The sequence below is a fragment of the Acinetobacter sp. Ag2 genome, from assembly GCF_001005515.1.
Taxonomy (GTDB): domain Bacteria; phylum Pseudomonadota; class Gammaproteobacteria; order Pseudomonadales; family Moraxellaceae; genus Acinetobacter; species Acinetobacter bereziniae.
In genome coordinates this window covers 39910-61708 of the sequence record NZ_LBNA01000054.1, presented here as the reverse complement: position 1 = coordinate 61708, position 21799 = coordinate 39910, and the positions used below count along the sequence as shown (strand labels likewise).

20 protein-coding genes are annotated in these 21799 nt (G+C 38.3%); 11 read left to right on the top strand and 9 right to left on the bottom strand.

Annotated features, from left to right (window positions below):
• The first annotated feature begins 51 nt into the window (after positions 1 to 51).
• On the top strand, positions 52 to 1971 hold the full coding sequence (locus tag AAV97_RS14570) for a multicopper oxidase domain-containing protein (protein ID WP_416202233.1): 1920 nt from the start codon (positions 52 to 54) through the stop codon (positions 1969 to 1971).
• Positions 1958 to 2890 (top strand): copper resistance protein B, encoded by a 933-nt coding sequence (locus AAV97_RS14565; protein WP_046760920.1) that lies wholly within the window; start codon positions 1958 to 1960, stop codon positions 2888 to 2890. The genes AAV97_RS14570 and AAV97_RS14565 overlap by 14 nt, the downstream gene beginning before the upstream one ends.
• A 50-nt stretch (positions 2891 to 2940) precedes the next feature.
• Here the strand turns inward: AAV97_RS14565 and AAV97_RS14560 are convergent, their stop codons facing one another.
• On the bottom strand, positions 2941 to 3432 hold the full coding sequence (locus AAV97_RS14560; protein WP_046760919.1) for a DUF6985 domain-containing protein: 492 nt from the start codon (positions 3430 to 3432) through the stop codon (positions 2941 to 2943).
• A 217-nt stretch (positions 3433 to 3649) separates the two neighbouring features.
• On the opposite strand from AAV97_RS14560, the gene sugE reads away from it, so the two are divergent.
• The 3 genes from sugE to AAV97_RS14545 all read left to right on the top strand — a co-directional run bounded on the left by sugE (position 3650) and on the right by AAV97_RS14545 (position 4897).
• The gene (gene sugE, locus AAV97_RS14555) at positions 3650 to 3967 is read left to right on the top strand and encodes a quaternary ammonium compound efflux SMR transporter SugE (RefSeq protein WP_046760918.1); all 318 of its coding nucleotides are present in this window, start codon (positions 3650 to 3652) and stop codon (positions 3965 to 3967) included.
• A 90-nt stretch (positions 3968 to 4057) separates the two neighbouring features.
• Positions 4058 to 4375, top strand: a complete 318-nt coding sequence (locus AAV97_RS14550; protein WP_046760917.1) for a DMT family transporter — start codon at positions 4058 to 4060, stop codon at positions 4373 to 4375.
• Positions 4376 to 4417: 42 nt separating this feature from the next.
• Positions 4418 to 4897 carry a methylated-DNA--[protein]-cysteine S-methyltransferase gene (locus tag AAV97_RS14545; RefSeq protein ID WP_009585224.1) on the top strand — a complete coding sequence of 160 codons (480 nt, stop codon included), beginning with the start codon at positions 4418 to 4420 and terminating at the stop codon, positions 4895 to 4897.
• A 139-nt stretch (positions 4898 to 5036) separates the two neighbouring features.
• On the opposite strand, the gene AAV97_RS14540 is transcribed toward AAV97_RS14545, so the two are convergent.
• The 4 genes from AAV97_RS14540 to AAV97_RS14525 all read right to left on the bottom strand — a co-directional run bounded on the left by AAV97_RS14540 (position 5037) and on the right by AAV97_RS14525 (position 8115).
• A complete protein-coding gene (locus tag AAV97_RS14540; protein ID WP_035300845.1) occupies positions 5037 to 5651 on the bottom strand; it encodes a LysE family translocator in 615 nt (204 codons plus the stop codon).
• A gap of 86 nt (positions 5652 to 5737) precedes the next feature.
• Positions 5738 to 6544 (bottom strand): helix-turn-helix transcriptional regulator, encoded by an 807-nt coding sequence (locus AAV97_RS14535; RefSeq protein WP_005033624.1) that lies wholly within the window; start codon positions 6542 to 6544, stop codon positions 5738 to 5740.
• 162 nt (positions 6545 to 6706) lie between these two features.
• Positions 6707 to 7252 (bottom strand): FG-GAP repeat protein, encoded by a 546-nt coding sequence (locus tag AAV97_RS14530; RefSeq protein ID WP_046760916.1) that lies wholly within the window; start codon positions 7250 to 7252, stop codon positions 6707 to 6709.
• 95 nt (positions 7253 to 7347) lie between these two features.
• Positions 7348 to 8115, bottom strand: coding sequence for a hydroxymethylpyrimidine/phosphomethylpyrimidine kinase (locus AAV97_RS14525; protein ID WP_046760915.1), 768 nt, complete (start codon positions 8113 to 8115; stop codon positions 7348 to 7350).
• A 105-nt stretch (positions 8116 to 8220) separates the two neighbouring features.
• On the opposite strand from AAV97_RS14525, the gene AAV97_RS14520 reads away from it, so the two are divergent.
• A complete protein-coding gene (locus AAV97_RS14520) occupies positions 8221 to 8865 on the top strand; it encodes an HAD-IA family hydrolase (RefSeq protein ID WP_004830031.1) in 645 nt (214 codons plus the stop codon).
• Between the two features lie 63 nt (positions 8866 to 8928).
• On the opposite strand, the gene AAV97_RS14515 is transcribed toward AAV97_RS14520, so the two are convergent.
• Positions 8929 to 9393: an Lrp/AsnC ligand binding domain-containing protein gene (locus AAV97_RS14515; RefSeq protein WP_004830027.1), complete on the bottom strand. Its 465-nt coding sequence runs from the start codon at positions 9391 to 9393 to the stop codon at positions 8929 to 8931.
• A gap of 138 nt (positions 9394 to 9531) precedes the next feature.
• Between AAV97_RS14515 and AAV97_RS14510 the strand changes: the two genes are divergently transcribed.
• The 5 genes from AAV97_RS14510 (at position 9532) to AAV97_RS14490 (ending at position 15340) form a co-directional block, all read left to right on the top strand.
• Positions 9532 to 10791: a D-amino acid dehydrogenase gene (locus tag AAV97_RS14510; RefSeq protein WP_009585200.1), complete on the top strand. Its 1260-nt coding sequence runs from the start codon at positions 9532 to 9534 to the stop codon at positions 10789 to 10791.
• Positions 10792 to 10880: 89 nt separating this feature from the next.
• Positions 10881 to 11996: an alanine racemase gene (alr, locus tag AAV97_RS14505; RefSeq protein ID WP_046760914.1), complete on the top strand. Its 1116-nt coding sequence runs from the start codon at positions 10881 to 10883 to the stop codon at positions 11994 to 11996.
• Between the two features lie 10 nt (positions 11997 to 12006).
• Complete coding sequence (locus AAV97_RS14500) at positions 12007 to 12378, top strand: RidA family protein (RefSeq protein WP_004830021.1); 372 nt, start codon at positions 12007 to 12009, stop codon at positions 12376 to 12378.
• 181 nt (positions 12379 to 12559) lie between these two features.
• Positions 12560 to 13993, top strand: a complete 1434-nt coding sequence (locus AAV97_RS14495) for an amino acid permease (RefSeq protein ID WP_046760913.1) — start codon at positions 12560 to 12562, stop codon at positions 13991 to 13993.
• 243 nt (positions 13994 to 14236) lie between these two features.
• Positions 14237 to 15340 carry an acyltransferase family protein gene (locus AAV97_RS14490; protein WP_046760912.1) on the top strand — a complete coding sequence of 368 codons (1104 nt, stop codon included), beginning with the start codon at positions 14237 to 14239 and terminating at the stop codon, positions 15338 to 15340.
• Between the two features lie 513 nt (positions 15341 to 15853).
• On the opposite strand, the gene AAV97_RS14485 is transcribed toward AAV97_RS14490, so the two are convergent.
• The 3 genes from AAV97_RS14485 to AAV97_RS14475 form a co-directional block, all read right to left on the bottom strand.
• Positions 15854 to 16306, bottom strand: a complete 453-nt coding sequence (locus AAV97_RS14485; protein ID WP_004830008.1) for a CopD family protein — start codon at positions 16304 to 16306, stop codon at positions 15854 to 15856.
• An 82-nt stretch (positions 16307 to 16388) separates the two neighbouring features.
• The gene (locus AAV97_RS14480; RefSeq protein ID WP_009586190.1) at positions 16389 to 17621 is read right to left on the bottom strand and encodes a beta-ketoacyl synthase N-terminal-like domain-containing protein; all 1233 of its coding nucleotides are present in this window, start codon (positions 17619 to 17621) and stop codon (positions 16389 to 16391) included.
• A 284-nt stretch (positions 17622 to 17905) separates the two neighbouring features.
• Positions 17906 to 21745, bottom strand: coding sequence for a DUF4132 domain-containing protein (locus tag AAV97_RS14475; RefSeq protein ID WP_046760911.1), 3840 nt, complete (start codon positions 21743 to 21745; stop codon positions 17906 to 17908).
• Between the last annotated feature and the right edge of the window lie 54 nt (positions 21746 to 21799).

The following is a 21799-nucleotide window of genomic DNA, read 5'->3' as shown; positions in this document are numbered from 1 at the left end:
TTGGCGAAAAGCCTGCTTGTCTCATTGTGTTTGTTTTCCTCAACATGGGGAATGGCGGCAGTGAGAGAGTATCGATTGACGATTGATGAAGGAATGGTCAATGTTATTGGCAAGCCCTTAAAACGTATTACTGTGAATGGTCAGTTTCCAGCACCCCTTTTAGAGTTTGAAGAAGGTGATGATGCTGTTATTCGTGTCACCAATAAATTAAAAAATCAGGATTCCTCCGTTCATTGGCATGGTCTGTTACTTCCTGGAATTATGGATGGAGTTCCAGGTTTTAATGGTTTTAATGGAATTAAACCCAACGAAGAATATGTATATAAGTTCAAGATTCGTCAAAGTGGAACCTACTGGTATCACGCGCATTCAAAAGGACAGGAACAAGACGGTTTATATGGTTCTTTAGTTATTTATCCCAAAGATAGAAAACCTTTGGCAGCGCATGAACGAACAGAACGTGATTACGTGGTCATGCTATCGGACTTTCATAAGCAGACCAGTGATCAAATTCAAAACAATTTAAAAGTCTCAGCGGAATACTACCAAAATCGACGAGAAACGGTTTTTGATGTTTGGAAACAAATACAGCGTGATGGTTTAAAGACCACGTGGTCTGATCGGAAAATGTGGAATCAGATGCGTATGTTAAAAACAGATATGTCTGATGTGACGGGTTATACCTTTTTGGTCAATGGCAAAACCCCTGAACAGAATTGGACGGGTATGTTTAAACCAAATGAAAAAGTACGTTTACGCTTTGTGAATGCATCAGCAATGTCATTTTTTGATGTCAGAATTCCTCATTTAAAAATGACGGTTGTCAGTGCTGACGGGCAACCAGTGAAACCTGTTGCTGTTGATGAGTTCCGCATAGGAACGGCTGAAACTTATGATGTAATCGTTGAACCTAAAGGCAATCATTATCAAATTGAGGCTGAGTCGATTGACCGTTCAGGATTTGCGATTGGAACACTGCATAATGAATTGATGCCTAAAGCCTCAGGTATTCATATGCCTAATGCTCGTCCACGTTCACTGTTGACCATGGAAGATATGGGAATGGACCACTCCAGTATGGGAGGAGGAAGTATGCAAGGCATGGACCATTCAAAAATGAGCACCGACAGTATGCAAGGCATGGACCATTCAAAAATGAGTGCCAACAGTATGCAAGGCATGGACCATTCAAAAATGAGTGCTGACAGTATGCAGGGCATGGATCATTCAAAAATGAGTGCCGACAGTATGCAAGGCATGGACCATTCAAAAATGAGTGCCAACAGTATGCAGGGCATGGACCATTCGAAGATGAGTGCTGACAGTATGCAGGGCATGGACCATTCGAAGATGAATGCTGACAGTATGCAAGGCATGGATCATTCTCAGCATGACCAGGCCTCAAAGTCTAAGAATGACCAAGTGGTTTATGGTTGGGCAAATGCCTCAACACCTCAAGGAGATAAAGCGCTTCAATACAGTGATTTAAAGTCACTCACACCACAACCAGATACGCGTGAGGCGACCAGCGAACTGGTGGTCCGTTTAGGTGGAACTATGGAGCGTTATGTCTGGACCATTAACGGTAAAAAATTTAGCGAGGCTGAACCGCTTAAAGTGAAATACGGTGAGCGCATTCGTATTAAATTTATTAATGACAGCATGATGGCGCATCCAATGCATTTGCATGGCATGTTTATGCAGCTGGAAAATGGTCAACCTCCAGTAGATATGCCAAATAAACACACTGTTGTTGTACCGCCAGGTAAAACAGTGACGGCATTGCTTACTGCTGATGAATTAGGTGAATGGGCAATCCATTGTCATTTGTTGTATCACATGACGTCAGGCATGATGAATAAGTTGATTGTTGCAAATGTCAGTGATGGCAAAGTGTCAACACAACCTATTCAAGCAACAAAAGCAAATCAAAAAACTGAAATGAAAGGAGGCGAACATGCGAATCATTAATCTTTTTTCAAAATCAGTTTTAAATATTTCATTGTTGTCAGTCAGTGGTTTAGCAATCGCCCATGAAGGTCATCAGCTGCAAGGTGTAACGAATGCAATCACTGAATCCACCACGACGATGAGCAATTCATCCATGGATCATTCCAAAATGAACTCAATGGAAAACCCAAACCAAACAGTTGATCATTCTCAACATCAAATGGATGCTGAGCAGAGTAATGACTCAGCAAATACGGGTTCATCCCATGATACACATGACCATCGAAAGGAGCATGGTAGACAAGTATATCAACGGGTAACGATCGACAATGCCTGGATGTTGGATGAGGATGGTAAAGGTACTCTGGATTCTTCATTCGAACTCAGAGTTGGAACAGATGAAAATAAACTGTTTATTAAAGGAAGTTCCAGTAAAGCCGAATCAAGCAAAGCTGAATATGATCTGAGTGCCTTATATAGCCGTAATATTGCAGCATTCTGGGATGTTCAAGCGGGTGTGCGTTATAGTGATAATCCTGAACGAGAAACTGATCAAGAACGTGTAGATGCTGCACTCGGTTTGCATGGTTTGGCGCAGTATTTCTTTGAAACAGATGCTTATCTTTATTTTGGTCAAGACAGCAGAGTGGCGTTTAGTTTAGAAACCTCACGTGATTTACTGTTAACTCAAAAACTGATTTTGCAGCCATATTTAGATCTCAATGTGGTCTTTAGTGATGACTCTCGATATGCAAAAAAGTCAGGTCTAAACAGTATGACGACGGGTTTAGAAACACGTTATGAAATCACCAAAAAAGTCATGCCTTATGTCAGTGTTGCCTATACTTACTCTAAGGGTAATAAAGAAACTCAATGGCAAACAGCAACTGATTCAGAAAACGGTTGGTTATATGGTGCAGGGTTGCGTTTAAGATTCTAATTTTTGATTTTCAAAAATAAATAAAAGGTCACTTCTGAGGAGGTGACCTTTTATGTTTCAGCGATACCTGCTACGGTTTCAAGCTGATCATTGACAAACTTAAACTCCATTCCGTGCTCAGTATCCAAATCATAATGAATGGATAGCCTTAATATGTCTGGTGAACTTAGTCGTAAATTTAACATGGTTTGAATATAAGGATTATGTGACTCAACATCGTGAATATTTAAAGCCGCTTCTCCTGACTTTTCAGGATTTTCATAGTGGTGTGCATAAAGTTTTTGGTAACGTTCGAAAGCATGTTGCTGTATTGTTTTGAGGTGTTGTTCAAAATTTTGTAGGAATTTTTGATATGTTTTGGCGAATGCATTAAGTTGTTCTTGATCAGGTTCTTGTTCTATTTCATGACCTTCTTCATCGAACTCTTCTCCCAAAAAAATTTCTCGATCTGCATGTTGATTAAAAAATGCATGTGAAAAAAAAGTTTCTGAACTAAATCCTGCCCAACTTGGATGAATTTCACCCCAATAATCATGTTTCATGGCGTATCTACTCCGCTTTTATAATGACTGTGAATGATCATAAAGTAAGCCTGATGAAAAAGTACCATTCAAATGTAAATAAGGTCAAATTTTGTAAATTTTAATAAATTTAGTCAGATGAGTTGATATAATTAGGATTCTTTAGGAGGAACGACCTCCCTCAATCTGAGAAAAATCGTCAGGACGACCTGATTCTAATTTAATTTTGGAGCTGGTCATGGCTTGGATTGTTCTCGTCTTTGCAGGTATCTTTGAAATCGTTTGGGCATATACCATGAAAATGTCTGAAGGATTTACTAAGCTCACACCGAGCATTATCACTTTATTTTTTATGATTTTAAGTTTTGGTCTATTGGCATATGCGATGCGTACCTTGCCATTGGGAACGGCTTATACCATTTGGACAGGAATTGGTGCAATTGGTTCATTCTTAGTGGGGATTTTTATCCTCGGTGAACCTGCAACAGCAATGCGTATGATGGCAGCTGTACTGATTATTTCCGGTCTAGTGCTGATGAAGCTTTCATCCAGTTAATTGGAATATCGAAGTGCCATCCTGATTGGGGATGGCACTTTTTTGTGTGATCATATTGAGAAATAACATATAGAAAATGGTGAATATCGAATGGCATGGGTTTTATTGGCGGTTGCAGGGTTATTTGAGGTGGTTTGGGCATATTTTATGAAGGTCTCAGATGGCTTTAGTAAACTGATTCCTAGTGTTTTAGCCCTTATTTTTATGATCGCAAGTTTTGCCTTATTATCTTATGCAATGAAAAGCTTACCACTTGGTACTGCCTATACGGTTTGGACAGGAATTGGCGCTGTGGGTTCATTTGCTGTCGGTATCTTCTTTTTAGGTGAACCGGCATCTGCCATGCGGATGTTGGCTGCTGTACTGATTATTTCTGGGTTAGTGTTGATGAAATTATCTTCAAGCTAAGTTAATCTGTGAAAATAGATATCAGCAACAGTGAGTCATTTGATGCAGCTTTCATTTATGGAAATGAATTCACCTGTAGGTAAATTGAAACTAGTGGCCCACGATCAAGCGTTGGTTGCAGTACTTTGGGAAAATGAAAATCCTAAACGTGTCCGTTTAGCACAATTGATTGAAAATAAAAATCATCCCGTTTTGTTGGAAACACAGCAACAATTGAATGAATATTTTCAAGGACATCGAACCCAATTTGACTTAGCCCTAGATTTTGCTGGAACAGAGTTTCAACAAAAGGTTTGGCAAGCTTTACTTACGATTCCATTTGGTGAAACGCGAAGTTATAAGCAAATTGCTGAACAGATTGGTAATGTGAAAGCCGTTCGGGCAGTCGGCGCTGCGAATGGTAAAAATCCAATTTCTATTATCGCACCATGTCATCGTGTGGTGGGTGCAAATGGTAAATTGGTTGGTTTTGCCGGAGGTTTGGAAAATAAGGATGTGTTATTAAAGTTGGAGAAAATTTAGCTCAAATTTGAATTAATTTTTTGACTTAATCTCCGTCAAAACGAAATTAAATTTGAGCAATGCTATAAATAGCTTTTCAATTCTTCACTTTGATCAAATCGTATATATGATTTAGACACTTAGAAAGAGAGTAAAACTTTCATGATTTTGAACTAAATAAGAGTTTCATACTTAAACCAACAAAACTCATAGAAAATATGCGCCTAAGCCATTTTAGTACACTCGGTTTTCCTAACACATATCGGCGCATCATTGCAGCGAAACACCCATAGAAAATAAAAACAACTAATGTAAGCAGCATAAATATTAGACTTAAGCCGAGCATGTCCAATATAGGTTGAGCGGTATGGCTAGAAATAAACTGAGGTAAAAAAGCTAAAAAAAACAAGGGAAGTTTTGGATTGAATAAATTAATAAATATTGCGTGTTTGATAATTTTAAGAGAGGAGTGCTTAGTCTCATTTTGTTCAAATTGAAAGGAGCCTTTCTCTTGGAGTGCTGACCAAGCCATATATAGTAAATAAGTCACACCTAGAAACTTTAAAATCATAAATACTGAGCTACTCATGGTAAACACGAACGCCAGTCCGAGGATTGCTATGAATATATGGGGAATAATCCCTAATGTACATGCAATTGCAGCAATCAAACTGGCTTTTGTACCACGTGATATCCCTGTGGCTATGGTATAAATGGCACCTGTACCCGGTGAAATAACAACAATAAGTGATGTAATTAAAAATTCGAAACTCATGTACATGAGCCTGCTCCAAATATAAATGAAGCTTGATTATCTTAAAGATATAAAATTAAAGTCTTGAATAAAATTGCAGGATACTTTTAACACAAATAATATTTTTGATAGCGACTTGGCGTCATTGCAAATTGACGTGCAAAGGCTCTTGTCATATGACTCTGATCGGCAAAGCCTGCAAATAAAGCAGCTTCAACTAAAGTTTTTCCTTGTAATAGGTAGTTTCTCGCTTGGCAAACACGTCGTTGCATTAAGTAAGCATGTGGTGTAATGCCAAATTCATGCGAAAAACTTCTGAGTAGTTGAAATCGACTGATATCGCATAAATCAGCGAGCTCACTCAGAGTAACTGTATATCCAGACATCTCGTCAAGATATTCTTTAGCACGCTTTACAGAAAAGTGTTGCGTGGGTCGATGTTTTTTCGAGAGTATGTGATGACGACTTGTATGCATTAAACTAAACAAAAGCATTTCTTCTAATGCAACACTTTCAATGTCAGGTTGAGACATATGTTTAAAAAGTTGAGATAAATGCTGACTCAATAACTGATCATGTATGAGTGGATGCAATATGGCATCTGCACAGCGTCCTTCAGCAAGCAATTCTTGTTGCAATAGTTCTGGTTGAAAATAAATCATTTGCCAACAACGTGGTCCATCAATAGGAATACCATCATGAATTTCACCGGGATTTACGATAATGACATCACCAGATGCTGCTTCCACTTGACCAATTAAACTCCAAGAACGTTGTGCTCCCCGTGTAATAATACCTATACCAAAGTAATCATGTGAATGCCGAGGAAAAGAGTGCTCCGTCAACAACGATATTGCTTCTGTGCCAGCAATAGGAAGGCTTAATGGGGTGATTTGATGAATACGTTTGGACAATCGTTATCTTCTCATTTTGTTATAATGATTAATTTCATTGAAAAAGCATGATCACCATTTCAAGTTATTAATTTACGCTTTTATATGGGGTGGGTAAAGTTTTTGGTCCTTGCTATTTATTGTGCTGATTTTTTAAGACGCGCTGATCATAAAATTGTTGAATCATTCATCCTCTGCCTTAGATTTTAACCATTTCCATTGCCCATGTTTAAATTGAAAGGTATCAACCCACCATCTTGCGCCACCTCGACATGAACTGGTCATTTGTTTTTTCTGAGGAATCAATTTGAGATCTGCCAATATAGAACATTGGGCATGGCTAAAATCAATTTTACTTTGATCTAATACTTGATAGTCTTTGCTTTTTGGTTGGTAAAGAAAAATATCAAAGACAGCATAAACTCCCATACCCATATCTGGAGCAGACACAGCAATATCGGTATATCCATCAAAATTATAATCATTAAAATAGATTTGATAGGAGCGTTGATAAGGCAATTCTTGTAGTGGGAATGTTTGCCGTTTTGATGCAGTTTTAATGGTGAGCTGCCCTAACTCTTCATCGCCATTTTTAAATAAAAATTGTGTTTTTTGTCCATTTACAGTGTAGTTTAAATTGCCTGTAACAGTTTGTTGTTGGGGTAAGGCAAAAGTGAGTGGACTGAGAAAAAAAACACAAGCCAGGATGATTGAGCTTTTTTTAATCATTGTTGTTCTCTGTTATGTTTGATCAATTGTCCAAAACTTTACTTATCAATGGATGGATAAAATTTTGGACATTAGTTTGTTTAGGATCATTAGGTTTAAAAACGTTTTGGAATTTTTTGCCCACCTTCAATGGGTGTTTCTGCATTTTTCAATACACCAAATAACCATGTTTCAGCATGTTGTACCGCAATTTTAAGTTGATCACCCAGTGCCAAGCGCCCAGCAATAAAGCTCGCAAGTGAACAACCTGAGCCATGATATTCACCCGCTAAACGCGGACATTTCGATTCAGTGATCATTTCACCATTTACATATAAAGCATTGCGAATATAGTCAGGTGTATCTTCATGTCCACCTTTAACTAAAACGGCTTGAGCACCCATTTCAAAGAGTTTCTGGGTTGCCTGTTCTAAATTATCTTCACCTGTTAAGGCACGTAACTCAACTGTGTTTGGGGTAATGACAGTTGCTAACGGAATCAGTTCAACAAAGGCTTTAACTAAGGTCTCTTGATTACCTAGAGAACCACCACTATTCGCCACTAAAACTGGATCAAGCACATAGAGATAGTCTGGATGTTCTCTTAAAAAATCAGCCAAAGCGGCAATGTTATCTGTAGTCCCCAGCATCCCAGACTTCACTGCTTTAATCGGTAAGTCGCCAACAACAGCATTGGCTTGAGCAAGTAAGAGTTGTTTTGAGGTCGCTTCAAAACCAAAGACTTGTTGAGAGTTTTGAATGGTTAATGCTGTACAAGCAATTGCCGCATGCGCACCACTTTGACCAATTGCTTCAATATCAGCTTGTAAGCCAGCTCCACCTGAAGGGTCTAGACCTGAAAAACAAAGTACAGTAGGGCGCACGATGATGTCCTTAATTCTCAAATTTGCGTTAGTATAGGCAACTTTGAGAGAACACTCGATAGTAATTTGATAATTGTTTGAAACGCAGATTTAAAGGATTGGACCATGATAAAGAATATTTTAATTGATTTGGATGGAACACTCACTGACCCAAAGGTAGGGATTACCACATCTGCACGATACGGTCTTGCAAAAGTAGGACATCCTATTCCTGAGTCTGAAAATATTGATTGGATCATTGGTCCACCGCTAAAAGCATCTTTAGCAAAATTGTTGAATATTGATGTAAATGATGTATTGGCTGAGCAAGCTTTATTGGGTTATCGAGAGCGTTTTGCTGTTACTGGGCTATTTGAAAATCATGTATTTGAGGATGTTGCGCAGACCTTAGCTGCACTGAAAAATAAAGGTTATCGACTGTTTTTAGCAACAGCAAAACCTGAAGTCTATGCGCGTCAAATTCTAGATCATTTCGATTTATTGAGTTATTTTGACTATCCTTATGGAAGTGAACTCAATGGTGAACGAACCAATAAAGCCGAATTGATTGCCTATATTTTAGATAAAGAACAGCTCAATCCAGAACAATGTCTTATGGTCGGAGACCGAGAGCATGATATTTTCGGTGCTCGCAAAAATGGTATTGAAACGATTGCTGTTGAATATGGATATGGAAGTCAGCAGGAATTAGATCTCGCTCAGCCAAAGGCTCGGATCAAAAGCTTTGCTGAACTGCTCAATTTTGTTTGATGCGATCTATGGTGGTGACCAAAAGAAAATCAGTCTAGCAATATAAGCGAATGAAATAGATGCTTATTTTACGTCTAGATAGAGTGATTCTTTAATTTCTTCCATCACAATATAACTATGTGAAGATGCGGAAGAGGGGAGTTTTTTAAGTAAGTCACCCAATAAACGGCGGTAAGCACTCATTTCTTTTAGTCGGGCTTTGACCAGATAATCAAAGTCCCCAGAAATGAGGTGGCATTCTTGTACTTCTGGTATTTCCATTAAATCTTTCGCGACTTGTTCAAAAACGTCACCAGATTTTGCAGAGAGACTAATTTCAAGAAAAACCAATAAGTTACGATCGAGGTGTTTTGGATTGAGGCGCGCATGATAACCCATAATGATGCCATCACGTTCCAAACGCTTCACTCGCTCAGAACAAGGTGTTGTTGATAAACTAACTCGCGAAGCCAATTCACTGATGGCAATGCGACCTTCATTCTGAAGAATTTCTAAAATCATTCGATCTATACGGTCTAATTTACGCATCAATAATTTCCTTTTTTTGGTGAATTTTCACGACAAAAAATTAAAACACCTAAATTTTAACATCAAAAATAGTGAAATAAACTATTGAACCAAAAATATACTAGTTAAATAAACTAGTAAATGCGTAAAGGATAAGAAATGCGTGTAATCGTATTAGGTAGTGGTGTGATTGGTGTAGCAAGTGCATATTACCTCGCGCAGCAAGGAGCACAAGTTACAGTTTTAGATCGTCAAGCAGGTCCTGCTGAAGAAACCAGCTTTGGTAACGCAGGTCAAATCTCCCCAGGATATTCAACGCCGTGGGCTGCACCCGGTATCCCATTCAAAGCCGTGAAGTGGATGTTTCAACACCATGCACCGCTGGCAATCAATATCGATGGAAGCATGTGGCAATTACAGTGGATGGCGCAAATGCTTAAAAACTGTAATTCAGAAAGTTATGCCATCAATAAAGAACGTATGACACGTGTTGCTGAATATAGCCGTGACTGTTTAAGAGAGCTTCGTAAAGATACAGGTATTCAATACGAAAACCGTTCAAAAGGTACTCTACAAGTCTTCCGTAATGAAGCACAATTAGAGATGGTTCAACGTGATATTGCTGTACTGAAAGAGTGTGGCGTTCCTCATGAGCTATTGCTTAAAGATGATCTTGCTAAGGTTGAGCCAGCACTCGAACATGCGAAAGATAAATTGGTGGGTGGTTTACATCTTCCAAATGATGAAACAGGCGATTGTTATTTATTTACCAATGCCTTAGCCAACTTAGCCAAAGATTTGGGCGTAGATTTTAAATTTAACCAAAATGTTGAAAAACTTGTGGTTGAAGGTGATGAAATCAAGGGTGTCGTGGTTAATGGTCAAGTATTGACAGCTGATCGTTATGTATTGGCATTTGGTAGCTATTCACGGGATTTCTTAAAACCTCTTGAGTTAAATTTACCAGTCTATCCTGTAAAAGGTTATTCATTAACCATTCCGATTGTTGATCCAACATTTGCACCACAGTCTACAGTTTTAGATGAGACTTATAAAATTGCAATCACGCGTTTTGATCAACGTATCCGTGTGGGTGGAATGGCTGAGCTGAGTGGTTTTAACCATGGTTTAAATGCTGACCGTCGTGGCACTTTAGAAATGGTTACTCAAGACTTATTCCCAGGTGGTGATTTGGCACAAGCATCGTTCTGGACAGGTCTTCGTCCAATGACACCAGACAGTACACCGATTATTGGTGCGACACGTTTTAAAAACTTATTCTTAAATACAGGTCATGGCACATTAGGTTGGACGATGGCATGTGGTTCAGGAAAATTGATCAGTGATCTTGTATTGAATCATCAAACAGATATTAGTACAGAAGGTCTATCTATTCAGCGTTATCCTCACGCAGCTTAAAAACTGCATTCATTTTTATTATTCACATTGTATTAAGGCGTTTAGAGATAAACGCTTTAATTGCAGATTCGTATTCAGGGACGAATAACATGCCTAGACCAATTACTGCTGTCATTCATCATGATGCATTACAGCATAATTTAAATGTTGCTCGTCAATTTATGCCTCAAAGTAAGGTTTTTGCAGTGGTCAAAGCCAATGCATATGGGCATGGAATTGAGCGTGTTTATGAAGCGTTTAAATCCGCAGATGGTTTTGCTTTATTGGATATTGAGGAAGCAAAAAGATTAAGAAAATTAGGTTGGACAGGTCCAATCTTGCTTTTAGAAGGTATCTTCTCCGCAGAAGATCTAATGGATTGTGAAAAATACCAATTGAGCTTTAGTTTGCATCACACAGCACAAATTACTTGGTTAGAGCAGTTCCAAACACAACATGCTCGATCACAGACCCAATTCGACGTATTTTTAAAAATGAATACGGGCATGAATCGTCTGGGTTTTAAACCAGAGGTTTATCGTACAATGTGGCAACGATTGAAACAGTGTGCTGCGGTCAAGTCCATCACCCATATGATGCATTTTTCAGATGCAGATGGAGAGCGTTTGGGAAAATCTGGGATTGAATATCAACAACGTGTTTTTGATGAGACGATTCACGATTTAGCGGGTGACCGCTCGGTCTCAAATAGCGCTGCCATCCTGAGACATTCACAAGATTTACATTCAGATTATATTCGTAGCGGCATTATGCTTTACGGTAGCTCACCTGATTATCCTACCCATTCAATCCAAGACTGGAATCTTAAACCAAGCATGAGTTTGCGCAGTGAAATCATTGCAGTTCAAGATTTACAGGCAAATGAAACAGTGGGTTATGGTTCAAAGTTCACAGCACCCCATGCGATGAAAATCGGTATTGTTGCATGTGGTTATGCTGATGGTTATCAGCGTATTTCTATGGATGCGCCAGTGTTGGTCAATTCTGTACTGACTAAAACCATTGGTCGAGTCAGTATGGATATGCTCGCAGTTGATTTAACTCATATTACGGATGCTGACATTGGCAGTGAAGTGGTGTTGTGGGGACAATCTTCTGACGGTGCTGTACTGCCGATCGATGATGTTGCTGTAAGTTCAGGCACAGTTGGTTATGAACTCATGTGTGGTGTCACTGCACGCGTTAATTTCAAAATTTCGAAATAAGGAAATAAAGATGTCAAATAATCTTCAACATGCTGATATTCAGAAACTGAATAGCAATGAAGTGATGAGTGCAGTCACAATTTTTAATAAAGTGGTTTATTTATCTGGTCAAGTACCTAAAAATACGCAACTTGATGTTGTGGGTCAAACCAAAGATATCTTGGCAACTATCGATCAACTATTGCTTGAAGCCGATACTGATAAATCACGTTTATTGTCTGCAAATGTTTACATAAAAAATTTATCAGACTTTCCAGCATTCAATGCTGTTTGGGTGGATTGGTTAAAAGGTTGTGTTGCCCCTTCTCGTGCCACAATTCAAGCAGATATGGTGAATCCAGATTGGTTGATTGAAATTGCAGTCACTGCAGCACAGAAATAAGCTTTTTAATGTCTACGCATTGATCACTGCATGACTTAAATCGTACTTATTTAGAAACAAAGCCAAAGCACATGTAAACCATGTGCTTTCGCTCAAGTTGGGTAAAACAAAATAGAACGGGAATGTTCTGTTGCCACAAGCAAGTTTTACCTCCAGAAAAATTGTCAAAAAGGATATTTTTATGACAACTTCAAGCCATACAGATGACGCACCATCGTCGCCACATGAGCTGCAACGGAAACTATCAAATCGTCATTTGCAATTAATTGCCATAGGCGGTGCGATTGGTACAGGTTTATTTATGGGATCAGGGAAAACAATTTCTCTAGCAGGTCCCTCGATTTTAATCATTTATATGATTATTGGTGCCATGTTTTTCTTCTTAATGCGTGCATTAGGGGAAATTCTACTTTCCAATCTGCATTACAAATCATTTATCGACATGGCACATGACTTGATTGGTCCTGGTGCAGGTTACTACATCGGCTGGTCTTATTGGCTGGGTTGGATTTTGGTCGGCATTGCTGATTTAGCTGCAATTATTAATTATTTGAATTTTTGGTTACCCGATGGCGTTGCTTTTACGCCCATGGGGCAAGCCCTGATTAGTGCAGGCTGCGTGCTTTTGGTCCTCGGGATTAACCTACTTACCGTAAAATTGTTCGGTGAAATTGAATTTTGGTTTGCATTGATTAAGATTTTAGCCATTCTTGGCTTGATTTTGATTGGTGGGTATATGGTATTTAGCCACTTTCAAGCGCCAAGTGGCTCCGTTGCCAGCTTTAGCAATGTGTGGTCATATGGGGGAATGTTTCCGAAAGGCGGAACTGGCTTTTTAGCAGGCTTCCAAATTGCCTTATTTGCTTTTGTCGGTGTTGAGCTGATTGGGACGATGGCAGCAGAAACCAAAGATCCAGAAAAGAACTTGCCTAAAGCGGTCAATGCAATTCCTACACGGATTATTTTGTTCTACGTATTGGCATTGTTTATTGTTATGTCTGTAACACCTTGGACAGAAATTCCAGCTGACCAAAGTCCTTTTGTATCGTTATTTATGCATGCAGGTATTGGTGGTGCTGCCATTATTATGAATCTGGTGGTGTTATCTTCTGTGATGTCATCAATGAACAGTGGTGTGTTTTCAACCAGTCGTATGCTCTTTGGTTTAGCCAAAGAAGGTCAAGCGCCTGAAAAGCTAGCTGAGCTATCAAAGCGTGCTGTTCCTGCAAAAGGGTTGTTGTTCTCTTGTGGTTTCATTATGGCTGGTGCAGCCTTACAGTATTTTGTACCCAATACTGTTGAAGCATTTACGCTGGCAAGTTCTCTGTGCGTGATTTTGTTCATCAGCATCTGGAGTATCATCATGGTATGTTATATACGCTATCGTAAATTACGCCCAGAACTGCATGTAAAATCAAACTTTAAAATGCCAGGTGGCGTATGGATGTCATATATTGTATTGATCTTCCTTGCGTTTACATTGGTGATTCTCAGCTTGGAGCCTGATACTTTAAAGGCACTCATCATCAGTCCGTTGTGGGTGATTATTTTGGCGGTCACTTATCAGTTCATGTATAAACCGCGTATGAGAAAACGTAGTCATCAACAAGACTAATGTTGAATATCTTCAACTTTTAACTGATCAGGAGATGGTTTTAGGTCATCTCCTGTATATTTTTTCTAATTAAATTGATTTCGTTATAAATTTTATATAGTTCATGATGTCTTGATCGACATTATTTTTAGATTCACAATCCATCGGCTACATCAATTTATTAACAAATTGTTCAAAATAAAATACTGAAATAAAAATAAAAAACACGTTTAATAGCACCACTTTAGGTAAACAATAATATCTATGCGCAATAACAAGATTGATTTATTACGAGGCATTTCAATTTTATTGGTGCTGATTCATCATTTTAATATTCCTTATAAATTACACGACACATTTTTAGGTGTACAAATTTTTGGAGAAAGTCTTAATAATTTGATTGCGCGTAATGGCAACTATGGGGTGACGATGTTTTTCGTCATTTCAGGCTTTCTGATTACCCAGCACACTTTACAAAGAAGTGGATCGTTAGGGCATATCAGAGTAAAAGACTTTTATGTTCGCCGTATTGCACGAATTATACCTTGTTTAGTCCTGCTTGTTGCTTTGGTCACGATATTTGGTGCGATGGGACTTAAACCATTTATGAATCAAGCACCCAATGACATTGAAGTCTCTTATGGGCTCACTGTATTTTCTGCTTTTACCTTTTGGATGAATATATTGATCATTGAGAATGGTTGGGTGAATTATGCACTTGGTGTCTTATGGTCATTGTCGGTTGAAGAGGTGTTTTATTTAGCCTTTCCAATACTCTGTTTGGCTTTAGGGCGAGGGAAAGGTTTTATTGCATTGTTGTTGGTGGTTATTTGTTATGCACCTTACTTTCGTTCTTTACATTTTGCTGAAGAAAGTGGGGCATATTTATATCACTATTTTTCGAGTTTCGATGGCATTGCAATGGGGTGTTTGACCGCATTAATTGCTCAAAAGGTGGGGACAAAGCTTGATATTCTAAAAATCATAGTGCCTGTGGTTTGTATTTTGATGATTATGTTGTACTTTTATGCCCCAATTAAAGATGTCAGTACATGGGGAGTGTCTATTTTTGCGCTATTGTCTGCGATTTTAATTTTCTGTTTTGCTCAATATCCGCAGGCTGAACCATCCTCTATGCTCTCCAAAGCTATGGAGTGGGTAGGGCAGCGTAGTTATGAGATGTATTTATTTCATCTGATTATTCTTGGTATGTTTAAAGTTTTTTATCTTCCCAAAGAAACTCTACCCGCCGAAAAATTGATGCTATTGCCTATTTATTTTATGGGAGTATTTATATTGAGTTGGGCAATCGAAAAGTATTATTCAACACCGTTGAATTTGAAAATTAGACGTTGGTTGATTAAGTAGAATTTAAAGTTAGATGCATACTCATGAAAATTAAACAAAGTAAGGAGTATGAAGGAATTGATTTAATCTGGCTTGATTGTGGCATTTTGTATTGCCGATTGTACATTCATTCATTTATAAGCATTAAACTCTAAAATAAATTCATCTACAGGATTTGGATACGCTGATAAATTCATTCGATATTTTTCTGACTTTGAATTAATGCTAACGAACTTACTCAAAATGGATGATTCTATCGATATTGCCAAAAAAGATATTTTTGTTTATGGCTGGACAAATATGCACAAAGTATTTTTGAAGAAAAAATACTCATGAGATCGTTGAAATTCCAAAAAAACTATTTTTATCAATGATGTTGACAATGAAATTTTAAGAAATTATTGATTGAATATTTAGTTTAAAGATACTGATTTCACTCAGCATAAACTTATTCAAATAGAAAGCACACTTTAAATTGGACGAAATGTCTAACTTTGAGTGTGCTTTTTATAGCATGAGGCTTGAATTTTTTAGTTAAAACGTAGGTTTAACCACCACCAAAATAATCACAGCAAATAAAATCAATGTCGGCATCTCATTAAAAAAACGCCAAAACTTGTGTGATTTATAATGTGCATTGCCAATCAGTTTTTTACGGTAATAACCACAAACAAAGTGGTAAATCACCAACAGACCAACCAAGCCAACTTTGAGATAAAACCATAATGCTTCATGGTAGTGGCGTGTGGCATCACCCCAATCCACTAAAAAATGCGCAGTAATTAGTGTTGCAATCATCGATGGCCACATGATGCCACGATACAACTTACGTTCCATAATTTCGAAACGTTGATGACTGACTGTATCCTCACTCATTGCATGGTAAACGTATAAACGAGGGAGGTAGAACAATGCAGCAAACCAGCACACGACTGCTATGATATGTAAAGCTTTAACCCAAAGGAAAGCTTCAGAAGGAGCATCCATCAATTTACCCTTTTAAGGGCAGTGTGCGAAAACTTGATCATTCACAGTATAGATAAACCATGAATGATCAGAATTGCTTAAATTAGCCTTCCCATTTTTTGAAAATGAGACAAGCATTTACACCGCCAAAACCGAAACTGTTACTCATTACAGTATTCAATTTTGCGTCACGTTTTTCAAGTACGATGTCATAACCTTTTGCGCCTTCATCAAGTTCAGTCACATTGATGTTTGGTGCGATAAAGTCGTTTTGCATCATCAACACAGAGTAAATTGCTTCTTGAACACCAGCAGCACCTAAGCTATGACCTGTCATAGATTTGGTTGAGCTGAGTGGAGGGACATTGCCTTCACCGAACGCACGTCCCATAGCCAGTAATTCTGTTACATCACCAGCAGGAGTAGATGTACCATGCGTATTCACATAGTCGATCTTGTCTACGCCGTGTTGTTTAGCTTCTTCAAGTGCCATAAGGATACAACGTGTTGCACCTTCACCTGATGGTGCAACCATATCCGCACCGTCAGAGTTCGCCGCATAAGCAACAACTTCAGCAAGGATATTTGCACCACGAGCTTGGGCATGTTCAAGTGATTCAAGTACAACGAAACCACCACCGCCAGCGATAACAAAACCATCACGGTCAGCTGAGTAGGGACGAGAAGCTGTTTCAGGCGTTTCATTGTATTTAGAACAAAGTGCGCCCATTGCATCAAACAATAAACTTTGTGACCAGTGATCTTCTTCACCACCACCGGCAAGCATTAAATCTTGTTTACCCAATTGGATCAGGTTGTAAGCATAACCAATGGCATCAGCAGAAGTTGCACAAGCGCTGGTAATGGAATGTGCAACACCTTGTAGTTTGAATGCAACACCGACATTGGCGGTGATTGTGTTTGACATATTGCGTGGTACAAAGAAAGGTCCAATTTTACGTGCACCTTTTTCTTCTAAAAGCTTAACCATTTCTGCGACAGAAGCAGTTGAGTTACCACCTGAACCTCCTGCAATACCATAACGAGGATTACCACCGATTTGTTCAGGAGTTAAACCTGCATGTTCAACAGCTGCAAGCGCTGAATTATACGCATACATGGCACAAACACCCATAAAGCGTTTCAGCTTACGGTCAATACCATCAAAATCTTGTTCAGCTGCAGCACTGACATGACTTTTAAAATTAAGTTCTTCGTAGGTTGAATTATGACGTGTTCCTGAAATACCATTTTCCAAAGAATGCTTAACAGCTTCCAATGTATTACCGATACATGAGTTAATACCCATACCAGTGATCACAACACGACGGTTCATGCAAAGTCCTTTATTTTAGAATACAGAATGAATGGTCACATTTAAACGCGTTTAGTTTTTCAGTTCAATGGCGAAAGATACTGATTCTTAGGCGTCATTTACACGATTAACTCCAAGGATTAAATGTTATTTAATTGATTGAAAATCCAAGATTTTATAGTGTGGTTTAGCGTTTTAATGAATCTTGAGAATTTACATCAATTAGGCAAAACCATCCATAACAACAAGTCATTATAGATGGTTTTGATTGGTGGTTTCTTAAATTAACTTTAAAGAAATATGGCTTACCACGGAGTTTTCTTTTCCCACTCTGGATCAAAACCAGATGTTGCTGCAGCGACTTTTAAATAATCCGCGTAGCTTTCTGCCAGTAAAATAGGTGGGATCTCTTTGATTGGGAGTTCATTATTGTTCCAAGAGCGGCTGGCTTTTTTACTAAATGCCAATTCATATAGCACTGCTGGAATGTTCTCTTCAGGAACATAACTGCCACTGAATGTAATTTCGACATCGATTCCCAGTTGTTTATAAGGCTTGGTATATCGGTCAAATGAGCCACCATCTTCAATGCTGGCACGCTGATATCCCAACTTGGTCACTACACCACGCAAGGTAAATGTATCGGTTAGCCAACCTTTATGATCACTGATCTCTGTGACATTATCATCTTCAAATTGAGGTAAATGATGAGTCATTTGTTCAAATAAAAACTTCACTTTATAGTCTTTGAAGTGTGCAATCCAAGCTTGGGCTTCTTCTTTACCAACTAAAACCGCATGTGAAATTTGAATCTTACTGTCAGGACTGAGTTCAATTTCATCATCGTCCAAATTCAACAGTGCACCGTCATCACTTGGTCTAAAACTGACTTTATCACCGTTGCTTTTAATTTCAAGCCAAGTCAGACGTTGAATCAAGCGACGCATAATTGGATGTTCAAAGATGTATTCTTGCCATTCAGCAACATTCCACTGACGTTCACTGCACATCGCCTCATACAAACGACCTGTTTGCATATCAACCACTTGTTTAAATTCTTTTTTACTGGTACTGAACAGTGATTTAGCCTCTTTGATTAGGCTTTCATCATCATTTTGCCGTGCAGCAGGTAAGGCTTTAACTTCTTTTCCTTCTTCATTTTTTAAAATGAATTTGTCTTTATCATCCACAATGGCAGTAAAGTTACGTGAGCCATATTGTAGTTGTAATACACCATTTTCGTCTAAGCCGGCAGTTGGAATGGTGCGATCAGCAAGTTCATCGCTGGTCCATTGATTGCGTTCTGCGATCTCGGCGACTAAAGCATTCGCAAGGGATTGTACTGAAGCAGTACGATAACGGCGAGAAAGTGCAAGCAATAGCTGGATAATCAAAGGATCATTGCTGATGGACAATGCACTGATCATTGCTTCAATTTGCGAGCGACGCGGGTAGTGCTGTTTCATATAGTTTTGGAGTTGTTTGACTGCAAAACTTCCTTGTGCATTAGCGGTGAGTGAAAGCATACCTTTACTCTTGATTGCAGAACCCAGATAGAGCCCTAAACGTTCACGCTTAATTTCTTCAATCACCTCTTCTAAAGTGATGGTCGCGTATTTGGCATAATACTCAGGATATTTCTCACCGTAGCGTTTATAGGCATCGCGATAAGAGCTTAAGCGACTAGGCGCTTCTTTGGTTGCGTATTGTGTTGCTTCATCAAGTGGTGTCTGCAAAGTATCTTGATGAATAAAACTGTGTAATAAATGGTTTGCCAATTGAACTTGGTCTTTTTCATCAACTAAGCCCATGTACCGCTGTAATAATTCATTGGCTTTTGGTTCTTTCAGTTTTTCAGCCAAAATCACCCACCATTTGATGATCTTAGGATCAACAGCTTTGCCATTTTTCCATTTCACTTTTGGCAGTGTTTCAAAATCAAACCAAGTAAAACTTGCCGATAGTTTTCCTTTAAGTCCATCTTCTGCTTCTTTGAGTAATACTTCTGGTTTGAGATAGGCGCTAATATCTTGCCCTAATTTTTCTAGTGCAGTTAATAGTGCAGCACGTACAATTTCTTTTTTCTCTTTTTTCAGTAAAGCGTTAAGTGGTTTGACTGCATTTTGATTTTGTAATCGTGCGAGCCATTCAATTGCTGTGATTCGAATCTCTTGTTTACCTGAGTCTAGCGCTTCAATCGCACGCTGATGGATATCAGGAAGGTGTTGCAAGGCTTCTTGAGCTTCATAACGTAATCGTTTGTTCTCACCTAAGGCAAATTCCAATAAACGTGGAATAAATTGAGTTGGCAATGACGGGAAGCATTTCAACACAAAAATTGCATCAGATGGGGTAAAGCTTTGATATTCATTTTTTTCGAGTGATGGGGAAAGCCCTAAAGCTTCTGTTAAGTATTGTTGATTCTCAGCAAAGAATGGCCAAATTTTATCTGCGTCATAAATATAATCCTGCAAACTTTCATAATAGGATGATGACGATAAAATACCTTTAGCAACTTTACGTTGTGGACTGAAAAATTTAGCTGCCTCTAAAGCTTGGACAATGTGACGCAACTCATATTGAGCATATTCCTCTGGACGTAGCATTTCAAATAAGTTTGGCCAATAGATCCAGTCTCGATTTCGTGTAGAAACAATTCGAGCAGCGTGGATTATCGAAAACTCAGGATATTTTTTATATTTGTTTTTATAGGTAATAATATTTTCAACATTGTGAAAATTTTTAAATGGTGCATCACCATTTAATTGATCCACAAGTGCCAATAAACTCTCTCGACTGATCTTCTTCAATTGTTTTAAATGGTCTTGTGCCCAATTGCGCTTGTAGTTGGCAGTTTTATTTTCTTCAATCTCATCAAGCGCATTTTGTTCAGCTTTTGCTAAAATTTGCTGATAATTTTCTAAAATAACCTCTGAAAAACTCTGTGGAATTTTTTGTTCGATAAAGGGCTTAAATTCAGGGGTTTCAATATTTTCTTGAAGTTGTGCACTGTCAACGGATCTTAAGCGTTGAATTGCCATTTGTAGGATTTGTTGTACGGACTTTTGCTTTTCTTGCTCAAAAGCTTGTTCTAAAACAGCAAGATTGTCTGCACCTAAACGCGCCAATAAATCTGCTGAAAAGCCACGTTCTTGGCTAGAACCTTCCAGTAAACTGTGCTGTAAATATTTTTGACTATCTTCAGCATTGAGATTGCTCAGCAAACTGGTTGCCTTGGTACGGATCGTTTTAGACTTACCTATCGCGAGTTTTACAATTAAGTCAGGTACCTGTTTGATTAGAGAAGGTTGTTTAACAATATAATCTAAAAAGTTTTCCTGTCCGATAATGCTTAGATTGGGAATAATGTTTTTTAATTGTTCTAGGCGTTCAATAATAAATTCTTTGGTGTCTTTTAAGAGCAATAATTTTTCTAATTTGTTGGCATGGTAACTGTCTATATTTTGACGCTCAAATAAATAAGCTAACAGCTCTTGCCCTAAACCTTGCTGTTCATTTTCAAGTAAATCGACCAGTTTTTGTTGTGTCCAATTTTGCTTTAATAATTTATTTGGATCAGTTTCACTAAAATGCTGGCTATCAAAAGCAGTGATAAATGCATCTACGGTGAGGTAGATAAACCAAGAAGGTACCTTTTCATAAATATTGGTGAAATTTTTTTGCTTGGTGGCGGCTTCGAGCACTTTGGCAAAACGGGTAATTTGATCAGCATTTAATTCATCAAAAATCTCGCCATAATAACGACGGCGTAGTTTTAATGCTGCATCAGCAAGCTTGTTTTGTTTTTTATCTAGTGCTTGACTATTTTGAGGCCAATACCAGCTATAAGTACCAGGCTTGCCCAATAAAAGTAATGCTTTTTCATCGGTGTACTGTTGTAGTTTGATGAGAATTTCAGGGTTTTCACCTTCCAAAATAAATAAAACTACATGCTGATCAAGTTGTTCTTCAATGACAGCCAAAGGGCTAAAAATATGATAAAGCTTTTCTACTTTACTTTTGAGGTTCTCATTATATTTGTCAATATCTTCAGCTGGGGATGAGTTTGCCTGTTGTGCTTGAATGCTTTTATCTTCAGGCTTCGAAAACATAGACTCTATTTTTGAAAAAAGTTGATTTAACATATACATTCCTTTTGAGCAACTGCGTGTTGCTTTTCTATAGTCTTTAATACTTCG